Here is an 11,832-nt window from a genome sequence, read left to right as displayed (position 1 = left end):
AGCGCCAGGCGCTATTCGATCACGATCTCGTCTGCTTCGTCGCGCAGGTTGTAATGGGATGACATCACCTTGCCGTAAGCGCCGGTCTGCGCGATCAGCATGACGTCGCCTTCGTCGGCTTCGGGCAGGCGACGATCGGTGCCAAGCACGTCGCCACTTTCGCAAATCGGGCCGACCACCTGGTATAGCGCGGTGGCCGATTCATCGAGCCGCGTGAGGTTCACGATCTCGTGCCAGGCATCGTAAAGCGCGGGTCGGATCAGGCTGTTCATGCCGGTGTCGATACCAAGGTATCGATACGCGCCCTTGCCCTTCTGCTGCGTGACGCGCGCAAGCAAAACGCCGGCGTCGGCGACCAGATAACGGCCCGGTTCCATCCATAGCTGATACTGCGGATAGGCCGCCTTGACCTCACGCAGCACACGATCGAGTTCGGCCATGTCCAGCGATGCTTCGCCCGGATGCGATGGCACGCCGAGGCCACCGCCGATATTGAGGAACACCACGCTGTCGATGCGCTCGGCGAGGCTCGCCAGCTGCACGTACACCTCACCCCAATGTGCCGCATCGAGGACGCCCGAACCCAGATGCGCGTGCAGGCCACGCACGGTCACGCCATGGGTCTGGGCAAGCTGCAGAAACTGGGTGAGTTGATCCAGTGGCACGCCGAACTTGCTGCCGCTGCCGCCGGTGCGAACCTTTTCGTGATGACCGAGGCCTCGACCGAGATCGATGCGCAACACGACCTCGCGACCATGGAACAATTCGCCCCAGTGTTCCAGCGGATGCAGCGCATCGAGCGTGACGGTGGCACGCGTATCGAGCGCAAGCGCGTAATCATCACGCGGCGCGAAGTTCGGCGTGAACAACAGCGGCGTCGACGCCGGCACGATCGCGCTCACGGCCTGCAATTCGCCAGGCGACACGCATTCGAATGCGAAGCCCTCCGCGGCGAGCGCGCGCAGGATCGCCGGATGCGTGTTGGCCTTCACCGCGTAGTGCAGTCGATCGACCGCGCCGAGCGATTTCAGCGCGCCGGCCTGACGACGCACGGTCGGCAGGTGATAGACGTAGCGCGGCGTTTTCTCCGCGGCCAGTTCGAGCAACGCCTCGCGTTGCGCATCGCGCCACCATGCGGTGGTTGCCGCAACGGATTCGCCGTTGCCATACAACGCCTGCCAGCTCGGACCGAACAGTGCGCTGTCGTCGGTACGCAGCGCGCCTGCGGAAATCAGCAGGTCGTGCAGATGCGGCAACAACGTATCGACAACCTCCTCGTCCACCACGAAGGTGAGGTTGAGGTTGTTGGACGACTGCGAAATCAGATGCACGCGCAGCTGGCCGAATTCCGCCAGCACGCCGGAGAGCGTATGCAGCAGCGAACGCATGCCGCGGCCCACCAGGGTGATCGCCGCGCATGGTGCGATCACTTTCACGCGGCAGACCTTCGCCAGGTCGGTGGCGAGCGCCGCGATGGCATCCGAGTCGAGCAGGTTTTCGGTGGGATCAAGCGACACGGTGACGTTGGTTTCGGCCGAACCGATCAGGTCCACCGACAAGCCATGGTGCTTGAACTGCGCGAACACGTCTGCAAGAAAACCGACCTGCTGCCACATGCCGACCGATTCCATCGACACCAGCGTGATGCCCTTGCGCGCGCTGATCGCCTTGACGCTCGGCGCATGCGCGCGCACTTCCGGGCCGATCACCGTGCCGTCAAGCTCGGGACGATTGGTGTCCTTGATCAGCAGCGGCACACGCGATTCGCGCAGCGGCGACAAACAGCGCGGATGCAGCACCTTGGCGCCGGTGGACGCGATCTCCTGCGCCTCTTCGTAGTCGAGCCGCTGCAGCAGGCGTGCACCCGGCACCTGACGCGGATTGGCAGTAAACATGCCGGCGACATCGGTCCAGATTTCCACGCGCTGCGCCTTGAGCAAGGCGCCGAAATACGAGGCCGATGTATCCGAGCCGCCGCGCCCCAGCAGCACCGTGCGGCCCTGCGATTCGCGCGCGATGAAGCCCTGCGTGATGAACACATCGCCCTGTGCGGCGAGTCGTGCCGCCAGCGCCGGATCGGGGCGCGAATCGACCATCGATGAAAGCAGGCGCGTGCGTTCGTTCTGGTTGGGCAACGCCACCGCCGACAGACAATCGCGCGCATCCAGCCAGTGCGTGGGAAGGCCGCTGTGACTGAGAAATGCTGCGCCCAGCGCGCTGGACATCAGCTCGCCGTGCGCCTGCACCTGCGCCTGCCATGCGAGTTCGCCCAGCGTCGCCGCGCCTTCATTGGCCAGTCGCGCCAGATCTTCCAGTCGCTCGCCGAGAGTGGCAGGCATGCTCAGCTGCATGTGGTCGAGCAGATCGTAATGACGCTGCGCAATGGCGCGCGCCGCCTCGCTGCGATTGATCGCCTTGCTTTCGCTGCACAGTTGCTTCAATGCATCGGTGACGCCGGTGAGCGCCGAGACCACGATCAGCACGCGCGCGCCTTCGGCCTGGCGACTGGCCACCAGTTCGCCGATGTTCTGCCAGCGCGGCAGCGTGGCGACACTGGTGCCGCCGAACTTCATCACGATCCATGGGGCGTCGGTGGCAGGCAAGGCAGTTTCGGTCGAATTCACGGGCGTGGACTTTGAAGGATGGCGGGACGGGTATCACGCCAGTGTTGCGCTGCGGCAAGTCAATTGCAATGGTAGCGGCGCATTTTGATTTGGACGTTTAGACTTCCAATTGTGTAGCAGCCGAAACGGAAGCCGCGTTCAACACCCTCTCCCCAGCGGAGAGAGGGCTGGGGTGAGGGGCTGGTCTTGCGCCGCGCTTCATGCGAAGCAAAGCTTTCCTCGACCTCTCCAGGCACCCTGCCTTCACCTTGCTCATCTCCTCAAGAAGAGAGTAGAAAAGGCGGTTTACTGCACAACCACCGGAATGCGCCCGATCTTCGCCTGCCATTCCTTCGGCCCGGTTTGGTGCACCGAAGTGCCGGCCGAATCGACAGCGACGGTGACGGGCATGTCCTCGACGGTGAATTCGTAGATCGCCTCCATGCCCAGATCGGCAAAGCCGACCACGCGCGAGGCCTTGATCGCCTTGGATACCAGATAGGCCGCGCCGCCGACCGCCATCAGGTACACCGAGCGATGCTTCTTGATCGCTTCGATCGCCGCCGGCCCGCGCTCGGCCTTGCCGACCATGCCGAGCAGACCGGTCTGTGCCAGCACCTGTTCGGTGAATTTGTCCATGCGCGTGGCTGTGGTCGGGCCGGCCGGGCCGACCACTTCGTCGCGCACTGCGTCGACCGGACCGACGTAGTAGATGAAACGCCCGGCAAAATCGACCGGCAGCGGCTCGCCCTTGTTCAACATGTCGACCATGCGCTTGTGCGCGGCGTCGCGACCGGTGAGCAGCTTGCCGTTGAGCAGCAGCACTTCACCGGGTTTCCAGCTCGCGACGTCGTCGCGCGTCACTGTATCGAGATTCACCCGGCGGCCTTTCGAGCTGTCGTAGGTGAGCTTCGGCCAGTCGGCCAGCGAGGGCGGATCGAGCATCACCGGGCCGGAACCGTCCAGCGTGAAATGCGCGTGGCGCGTGGCGGCGCAGTTCGGGATCATCGCCACCGGCAGATTGGCAGCGTGGGTCGGATAGTCCCTGATCTTGATGTCGAGCACGGTGGTCAGCCCGCCCAGGCCCTGCGCTCCGATGCCGAGCGCGTTGACCTTGTCGTACAGTTCGATGCGCAGTTCTTCCGCGCGATTCGAAGGCCCGCGCGCGATCAGCTCCTGAATGTCGATGGGGTCCATCAACGATTCTTTCGCCATCAGCATTGCCTTTTCGGCGGTACCGCCGATGCCGATGCCGAGCATGCCCGGCGGACACCAGCCGGCGCCCATCGTAGGCACGGTCTTCAGCACCCAGTCGACGATCGAGTCGGACGGATTGAGCATCGCGAATTTCGATTTCGCTTCGGAGCCGCCGCCTTTCGCCGCCACGATCACGTCGAGCGTGTCGCCCGCCACGATCGACACGTTGATCACTGCCGGCGTGTTGTCCTTGGTGTTGATGCGCTTGCCGGCCGGGTCGGACAGGATGCTGGCGCGCAGTTTGTTGTCCGGGTCGTTGTACGCGCGGCGCACGCCTTCATTGACCATGTCGTCCAGCGACATTGTCGCGTCCCACTGCACGTTCATGCCGACCTTGAGGAAGACCGTGACGATGCCGGTGTCCTGGCACAGCGGACGGTGGCCCTCGGCAGCCATGCGCGAGTTGATCAGGATCTGCGCCATCGCGTCCTTCGCCGCGGCGCTTTCCTCGCGCTCGTACGCGGCCGCCAGTCCCTTGATGTAATCGACCGGGTGGTAGTAACTGATGTACTGCAGCGCGTCGGCCACGGACTGGATCAGGTCGTCTTGCTTGATGAGGGTCATGGGAAACTTTGATGGGGGAACGAACGGCGCGCGACGAAAATCGCAGCGCGCAACCTGCATATTGTGCCGCAAGCGCGATGCCGCGACCTGACCGCGATCTCGCAAAGCCATGTCCAGGCCATGATGCCGGGCCGTGACTTGCCGGGCCATGTCGCTGCCGCCATGCTGTCGCGTCGCCAAAACGGATCGAAATCATGAGCGAACCCGCGCCATCCGGCACGTATCTGCGCAGCCTGCGTCCGCGGGATGCCGCGCTCATCGTGGTCGGCGGCATCATCGGCGGCGGCATCTTTCTCAATCCCGGCATCGCCGCACAGCGCACTGATTCCGGCCTGACGTTGCTGTTGATGTGGATTGGCGGTGGTGTGCTCACGCTGATCGGCGCGCTTTGCTACGCCGAACTCGGCGCACGCCGGCCGCACGCCGGCGGCATTTACGTCTACATGCGCGAGGCGTTCGGCCCGCTGGCGGGTTTTCTTTTCGGCTGGGCCATGTTGCTGGTGATCTATTCCGGATCGAGTGCGGCGGTGGCGACGATTTTCGCAAGCTATGCCGGCGCGGTGTTCGATCTCGGACCGACATGGAATACGCCGCTGACCGTGGGCGCGCTGGTTTTCGTCGCGGGCATCAACCTCTTCGGCTTGCGCCTCGGCGCGCAGGTGCAGAATCTTTTCGCATTGCTCAAATTGCTGGCGGTCGCGGTGCTGGTCGTTTGCGGATTGTTTCTCGCCGGTGCCGGCGGGCACGGCGTGCTGGTTGCCGACCCTGCCGCCGCAGGGCATGGCTTTATCGGCGCGGCGTTGCCGGTGTTGTTCGCGTATTCCGGCTTCACCTATCTCAACAATTTGGCCGGTGAAGTCCGCGATCCGCAACGCACGCTGCCGCGTGCGCTGGGCATCGGCATGCTCGTGGTGATCGTCGCCTATGTGTTGGTCAACGTGGCGTACCTGGCGGTGCTCGGACATGCCGGGCTCGCCGCGAGCCACGCGCCGGCGGCGGACGTGATGAACCGCGTGTTCGGCCCGATCGGCAGCAAATTGATCGCGTTGGGCATTGCGATTTCCACGCTCGGTTTCTGCAACATCACGCTGGTGGCAGGCGCGCGCGTGCTGCAGGTGATGGGCGAAGACGGGCTGTTTTTCCGCGTGGTCGCGCGGCTGCATCCGCGCCATCGCACACCGAACGTGGCGCTGCTTTTGTTGACGGCCTGGTCGATCGTGCTGGCATTGCCGGGCAACTACGGCCAGCTGCTCGACTACGCCACCTTCGGCGACTGGCTGGCCTGCGCCGTGGGCGTGTCCACGCTGTTCTGGTATCGCTGGCGGCGCAACGACGAGGCGTCGTATCGCGTGCCGGGCTATCCGGTGCTGCCGCTGATTTTCATCGGCGTGGTCACATGGATCGTGGTGGCCACGTTCCTCGACAAGCCGTGGAGCGCCACCACCGACATCCTGATCATCGCTGCGGGCGTGCCCGTGTATATCGTGTGGCGACGGTTGTTCAGCCGCCTTCGCCCCTAGTTCGCGGTCGCGATGCGACAATATGTGGATACGTTTCGAGGAGATCGTGAATGGTGCTCTTGCAAGCCCGGACCGTGCCGGCCCCACCGGACAACGCCATCGTTCCCGAGAAAGCGCGCGAAGGCATCGATCTGGACATCAACGGCGAGCGCTTCACGCATACCGGCGATCCGCAGATGCCGCTGCTGTGGTACCTGCGTGACGTGCTGCAACTCACCGGCACCAAGTACAGCGGCGAGCACGGTGAAGCCGGCGCGGATCTCGTGCTGCTGGATGGCAAGGCCGCTTCCGCGATCAACACCCCGGTCGAGAAAATCAACGGCCGCGCGATCACCACGGTCGAAGGTCTGGCCGCCGACGACGGCACGCTGCACCCGGTACAACAGGCTTTCATCGACGAGGACGCGATCGGTTGCGGCTACTGCACGCCGGGCTGGCTGATGGCGTCGATCGACCTGCTTCGTCGCAAGAAAAATCCCACCGATGACGACATCGATACGCTGCCCAATCTCTGCCGTTGCGGTTGCCAGACGCGCGTGCGCCGCGCGATCAAGCGCGTGGCCGCCGGCAAGGCGGGTCAGCCATGAGCGACATTCCAAACGACACGATCCGGCTTTCGCGTCGCCGATTCCTGCAAGTGCTGGCCGGCGGTGCCGGTGCGTTGATGGTAGGCATGCGCGTGGCGCGAGCCGGCGATGCGCCGATGCCTGCCGGCCTGCTCGGCAACAATTTCTACGACCTCGGCGCGTACGTGCGCATCGATCCCGATGGAACCGTGCTGATCGGTGCGCGCGATCCCGACACCGGCACCGGCGTCGCCACATCGTTGCCGCGCATCATCGCCGACGAGCTCGATGCAGATTGGTCGCGCGTGCGCGTGGTGCCACTGGGTTTGGGCGTCACCGACGACAACGGTCAGCCGAACTGGACCTATGGTCGCCAACTCGGCGGCATGGGTGGTTCCATTCCCGCCGCATGGAATGATTTGCGCCCCGTCGGCGCACTCGCGCGATGGCTGCTGGTGCAGGCGGCCACGCGTCGCCTCGGTGTCTCCGCCGAACAACTGCGTTGCGAGGATGGCGTGGTGATTGCGCAGGACGGACGCCGCGCGAGCTACGCCAGCCTCGCCGAAGATGCCAGCAAAATCGCCTTGCCGAGTCGCGCGCCTGCCGTGAAAACTGCCGACCGCTACAAATTCATCGGCCATCCCGTCGGCGACGTCGATGCACGCGGCATCGTCACCGGCCTCACGCGTTTTGCGATCGACGAGGCCGATGGCAACGCGCTGATCGCCGTGCTCGCGCACTGTCCATGGCCGGACGGCACGATCGATCACATCGACTACACCGATGCGCTCGCCGTGAAAGGCGTGATCAAAGTGCTGGAACTTGCTCCGGATTCGCACCAGCCCGTCGGCAGCACGCCGATCGCGCCATCCGTCGCCGTGTTGGCCGAAAACACCTGGGCCGCATTGCAGGGGCGACAAAAACTCAAGCTCGAATGGAAGGCCGGCCCGAGCAGCGGCGAGAGCAGCGCGACTTTCGAGCAGGACGCCACGACGCTCGTCGGCGGCAAAGGCGACCCCACCAGCCGTGTGCGCGACGATGGCGATGTCGACGACGCCAGCAAGAAAGCCGCGCGTCGCGTACAGGCCACGTACGTGCAGCCGTGGCTGGCGCACATCACCAGCGAACCGATGAATTGCCTGGCGCACATCGAGAAGGATCACGCCACCGTGGTCGTGCCGACGCAGGCACCACAAAAAGCTTATGCCGTGGTGCAAAGGCTCACCGGCCTTTCTCCGTCGCAGATCGACATCCGCGTGCCGCGCGTCGGCGGCGGTTACGGTCGCCGCCTCGATCACGATTATGTCGCCGAAGCCGTCATGCTGGCCAAGGCCGTCGATCGTCCGGTGCGCCTGATCTGGACGCGCGAACAGGACATCGCGCACGACTACTACCGCTCCGGCAGCGTGCACCAGCTCAATGCCGTGATGGATCGCAAGCGACAGATCACCGGCTGGAACCAGCGCATGGCGAGCGCGTCCGCGCTGGTCCATCGCGGCGTGCCGGACAATCGCTTTTGGACGTCCGAAATACACGTCGACCAGTTGCCCGCCACGCTGGTGCCGAACCTGCGCAGTGACTGGTTCGCGATGAACTCGTCGATACCGCGCGGCACGATGCGCGGCATGCCACACCTCAGCAATGCGTTCGCGGTGGAAAGTTTCATCGACGAAATCGCGCACAGCATGAAAGAGGATCCGCTCGACACGCAGCTGCGCCTGATCGGTGAAGCACGGCAGTTGCCGCTCAGCGCCGGCGGATCGCTCGACACCGGCCGGCTTGCCAACGTGCTCAAGCTGGTCGCCGATCGCATCAACTGGAACAACTGGCTGCACAGCGTGAACGGCCTCGGCATCGCGTGCTGGCACGTCAATGGTGCGTATGTTGCGCACGCGATCGAAGTGGCGATGCAGGGGAAAAAACTGCTCATCCAGCGCGTGGTCTGCGCTGTCGATGTCGGCCGCGTGATCAATCCGCAAGGCCTGCAGAACCAGATCGAAGGCGCGACGCTCGACGCGTTGTCCACCGCGCTCAACCTGGCGATCACGTTCAAGGATGGCCAGATCCAGCAACACGGCTACAAGGATTACCCGCTCGCCAGCATGGCGCAGCTGCCCGATGCCATCGAAGTCATCGCCGTCCCAAGCGACAGCGCACCGGCCGGCGCCAGCTTCCTCGCCATGCCCACCGCCGCACCCGCGCTCGCCAACGCCGTGTTCCGTGCCACGGCGGTGCGCGTCCGCCGGCTGCCGCTGATGAAAGAACTGATGCGGCTGATGTGATGCACACGGCGAAGAAATTGCGATACTCGGCCCGACGCACACGCTGAAAAAACGCAGCGCCCAACACGTCGAACATCACATCTCGCAAGAGGCCGTCTCCTCCCGTGCTCGGAAGAGGTTAGGGAGGGACGCTCTTCTGGCTTTCATTTCAGCCATCCATCCCCTCAGCGACACGGTCAACCCTGCTCGTGCTTCTTCAACAGCGACCTCGGCGCCACCAGCGACCAGGCGTTCGCAAGCGCGTGCTCCACGACCTCGTGCGTGGCAACCGCAAGCCGCAACAGCACCCACGGATGATTTCGGTAATGCTCGGTGATGAAGAACATCTCCGGATGCACCACCATCAACCGCTCGCGCTCCTCCCATGTCGTGCGCAACACCACCGTTTCGCCATCCTCCTTCAGCCGCACCATCAGCTTGCCCCGAACCTTGAGGGCCGGCGTGCCGTACGACGTGGATGTCTCTACTTCCGGAAGTTCCAGCGCCTGCTGTTTCAACAGCTCATAAGTGACGTTCGATTTGCGCTTATGCGTCATGGTAATTCCCGAGGCGTCGCGAATGCTGCGCCACTCAATGCAAGGTCAATGCGAAGGCAGATGACGCGACACGCGCGCCTCCAGCAGCACGACAAGCCGCGGCTCCATGAATGCATAATCATCAGGAATATCCAGACACACCACGCGCTTGTCGCCCAGCCATTTTCCGAACACTGCGGACAGTTTCGTCCGATGCGCGCGCTCCATCACGAACACGATATCGGCCCATGCCAGCAGCTCCGGCGTCAGCGGATTCTCCGCATCCGGGCTCAATCCGGCCGATGCCGTTTCAACGCCACCGCGATCGGCGAATACCTGCTCCGCCGTCGGACTTCGAAGCCGGTTGCGGCTGCAGATGAAAAGAAGTTTGCGGGTCATGCGCTCGTGCCTTGTTTGCAGTGAATGTCGCACGCCAGAAAAAGCTACTGCACGATCGTGACCTTGTCCCCCACCTGCACGTGCTCGAACAGAAACGTCATGTCGCGATCGTCCAGCGCAACGCAGCCCCAGGTCCAGTCCGAACTCGAACCACGACCGTGAATGAAGATGTCGCCGCCGAGCGCCGTGTTCTGCGGTGGAAGCACATGTCGGCGAATCGCCGTGTCGATCGCGTCGTATTCCTTTTTCGATAATCGATGCGCCTGCTGCGCGGCCAGCACATCGGGACGATCGGGATAGCTGATCGCGAGCGACAGATAGAACTGGCTGTGCGGATTCTTGTGCGCGATGAAGTAAACGCCTTCGGGCGTCTTGCGATCACCTTGCACGCGCTTCGGCCCGACCGGCGACGAGCCTAGCCCGATACGAAAACTGCGCGACACACCATCGCCCTGATAAACCAGCATGCGCTTCGCCTTGTACACCGTGATTTCGCCAGCGTGTGCATTGGCGATCGTCAGACACGCCAGCCCAAAGATCATGGTGCCGACAAACAACCGACGAAACGCTCGTATCGCATGAAAATCACCAGCCATTATGTCGTCGCCTCCCCGATGTCTTGTCCGATGCGCCAAAGCACGCCCGTTGGATCGCAGATGACAAAGTCACGCATGCCCCACGGACGATCCTCCGGCGGCTCGGTACGCACGCCATAGCGCGTGGCCAGTTGGTGATCCACGACATGCCTCCACCATTGCTCCACATCCGGCACCAGCATGTGCATCATGAAATTCTCCGCATGGTCCTTCACATGGAATCCTGCAACAGGAAACTCGACTTGCCCGCATGCAGACACGCCAGACCATCCGCCGACCATGCCAGCGCGAATCCAAGATCGATGTAGAACCTTTTCGACCGTTCGAAATCCCTGGCCGGCACGAACGCCTTGATCTCGACGGATTCCATGATGCGACTCCCTTGCGCAACGGACGGTTGTCGGATGTTCCGTCCTGCCCCCAAGCCGCTCCACCCGATCGCCATGAGCATAGTTCAATATTGCTGCCGCATCGGACGTTGATTTCGCCGATTCCCGGCGCCAGATCATCGCGACCAATGAGAGCATCGCAGGCGTTGGCCATGGGCAACATCATCATTCGACGCGCGACGTTTCCGCGCGATCTGCATCTCGTGAAAACGCTGTTCCGCGAATACGCCGATAGTCTCGGCATCGATCTGGAGTTCCAGGAATTCAGCAAGGAACTGGATGTGCTGCCCGGCAAATACGCCATGCCGCAGGGTCGGCTGTTGCTGGCGTGGCGCGGCGAAGATGCCGCGGGATGCGTGGCCCTGCGTCCGCTCGATCACGGCGACTGCGAAATGAAACGGCTTTATGTTCGCCCGACATCGCGCGGCGAACAGCTTGGCCGACGCCTGGCGGAACAGGTTTGCCGCGAAGCACGCGACGCTGGATACCAGCGCATCTGCCTGGACACGCTGGCGACCATGCAATCGGCGCAGGCGCTCTACGAATCGCTCGGTTTCGAAGATATCGACCCTTATGTGTTCAATCCCATCCCCGGCACACGTTATCTCGCGCTGACCCTGTGATATCGCAGTGGCATCCACGCGGCTGGTCCGGTAATCAGCTTCCGTCGGAGCGATTCGTCACGGCTTCGTCCCACGCGCGAAGAATGCGCCGCGCGATCCACAGGTTCTTTGCCGGCAGTACCAGACTCGACTCGTACGGCGTCAGCAAAACAGTGAAAAGAATCACCGGCAGCAAGCCGACGCTGCGCGCCCGGGGTTCGACGGCGCGGCAGGACCAATGCACGAGCACTGTGTAAACCAACACCGGCGGTATCGTGACCAGCGCCAGCAAGAGTGCTGTCGTTATCGAAGCCTTGTTGCCGCCCGTTGCAGCAAATGCGCATGAGGAAGCAAACAAACCCACGTGCAGCACATACGCCTGCAGCAAACGGGAGCGCCTTCTTCGCAGACGTTCGATGAGTTGTGCTTTTTTCATGGTCTCGGGGTCAATCATTCGCAGGTGACGCTCGTGTCCGCATTGCGCTTCCGCGCAATCCTCGCACCAACCGATCGCCGAAAAAACAGTTCGCGAAACTGGC

The 11,832-nt window shown here is 63.2% G+C and carries 12 protein-coding genes; 4 read left to right on the top strand and 8 right to left on the bottom strand.

From position 1 onward, the window contains the following. Positions 1 to 11 precede the first annotated feature (11 nt). Positions 12 to 2,624, bottom strand: a complete 2,613-nt coding sequence (locus GSQ73_RS05450) for a bifunctional aspartate kinase/diaminopimelate decarboxylase (RefSeq protein ID WP_256371882.1) — start codon at positions 2,622 to 2,624, stop codon at positions 12 to 14. 285 nt (positions 2,625 to 2,909) lie between these two features. Further along, on the bottom strand, positions 2,910 to 4,424 hold the full coding sequence (locus tag GSQ73_RS05445; protein ID WP_158881863.1) for a fumarate hydratase: 1,515 nt from the start codon (positions 4,422 to 4,424) through the stop codon (positions 2,910 to 2,912). A 194-nt stretch (positions 4,425 to 4,618) separates the two neighbouring features. Between GSQ73_RS05445 and GSQ73_RS05440 the strand changes: the two genes are divergently transcribed. Genes GSQ73_RS05440 through GSQ73_RS05430 form a run of 3 tightly spaced genes read left to right on the top strand, consistent with a single transcriptional unit; the run spans position 4,619 to position 8,792 of the window. Further along, positions 4,619 to 5,944, top strand: coding sequence for an amino acid permease (locus GSQ73_RS05440; protein WP_158881861.1), 1,326 nt, complete (start codon positions 4,619 to 4,621; stop codon positions 5,942 to 5,944). Between the two features lie 50 nt (positions 5,945 to 5,994). Continuing rightward, positions 5,995 to 6,531 (top strand): (2Fe-2S)-binding protein, encoded by a 537-nt coding sequence (locus tag GSQ73_RS05435; RefSeq protein ID WP_158881859.1) that lies wholly within the window; start codon positions 5,995 to 5,997, stop codon positions 6,529 to 6,531. Further along, positions 6,528 to 8,792 (top strand): molybdopterin cofactor-binding domain-containing protein, encoded by a 2,265-nt coding sequence (locus GSQ73_RS05430; RefSeq protein WP_158881857.1) that lies wholly within the window; start codon positions 6,528 to 6,530, stop codon positions 8,790 to 8,792. The genes GSQ73_RS05435 and GSQ73_RS05430 overlap by 4 nt, the downstream gene beginning before the upstream one ends. Before the next feature lie 176 nt (positions 8,793 to 8,968). Here GSQ73_RS05430 and GSQ73_RS05425 read toward each other — a convergent pair whose 3' ends face one another. Genes GSQ73_RS05425 through GSQ73_RS17990 form a run of 5 tightly spaced genes read right to left on the bottom strand, consistent with a single transcriptional unit; the run spans position 8,969 to position 10,672 of the window. Continuing rightward, on the bottom strand, positions 8,969 to 9,328 hold the full coding sequence (locus GSQ73_RS05425; RefSeq protein ID WP_158881855.1) for an MmcQ/YjbR family DNA-binding protein: 360 nt from the start codon (positions 9,326 to 9,328) through the stop codon (positions 8,969 to 8,971). A 45-nt stretch (positions 9,329 to 9,373) separates the two neighbouring features. Then, positions 9,374 to 9,706 (bottom strand): low molecular weight protein tyrosine phosphatase family protein, encoded by a 333-nt coding sequence (locus tag GSQ73_RS05420; RefSeq protein ID WP_158881853.1) that lies wholly within the window; start codon positions 9,704 to 9,706, stop codon positions 9,374 to 9,376. 44 nt (positions 9,707 to 9,750) lie between these two features. Next, positions 9,751 to 10,302, bottom strand: coding sequence for a L,D-transpeptidase family protein (locus GSQ73_RS05415; RefSeq protein ID WP_216844729.1), 552 nt, complete (start codon positions 10,300 to 10,302; stop codon positions 9,751 to 9,753). Beyond that, positions 10,302 to 10,493 (bottom strand): hypothetical protein, encoded by a 192-nt coding sequence (locus GSQ73_RS17995; protein ID WP_254063295.1) that lies wholly within the window; start codon positions 10,491 to 10,493, stop codon positions 10,302 to 10,304. The genes GSQ73_RS05415 and GSQ73_RS17995 overlap by 1 nt, the downstream gene beginning before the upstream one ends. Positions 10,494 to 10,513: 20 nt before the next feature. Then, the gene (locus GSQ73_RS17990) at positions 10,514 to 10,672 is read right to left on the bottom strand and encodes a hypothetical protein (RefSeq protein WP_254063294.1); all 159 of its coding nucleotides are present in this window, start codon (positions 10,670 to 10,672) and stop codon (positions 10,514 to 10,516) included. 171 nt (positions 10,673 to 10,843) lie between these two features. Between GSQ73_RS17990 and GSQ73_RS05405 the strand changes: the two genes are divergently transcribed. After that, entirely contained in the window at positions 10,844 to 11,314 is a 471-nt protein-coding gene (locus GSQ73_RS05405; RefSeq protein ID WP_158881849.1) for a GNAT family N-acetyltransferase, read from the top strand. A 34-nt stretch (positions 11,315 to 11,348) separates the two neighbouring features. On the opposite strand, the gene GSQ73_RS05400 is transcribed toward GSQ73_RS05405, so the two are convergent. Beyond that, the gene (locus tag GSQ73_RS05400; protein ID WP_158881847.1) at positions 11,349 to 11,729 is read right to left on the bottom strand and encodes a hypothetical protein; all 381 of its coding nucleotides are present in this window, start codon (positions 11,727 to 11,729) and stop codon (positions 11,349 to 11,351) included. Between the last annotated feature and the right edge of the window lie 103 nt (positions 11,730 to 11,832).

The organism is Rhodanobacter sp. L36 (assembly GCF_009765755.1).
Classification (GTDB): domain Bacteria; phylum Pseudomonadota; class Gammaproteobacteria; order Xanthomonadales; family Rhodanobacteraceae; genus Rhodanobacter.
Note: the sequence above shows the minus strand (reverse complement) of the source record. Positions and strands in the feature narration are given on the sequence as shown.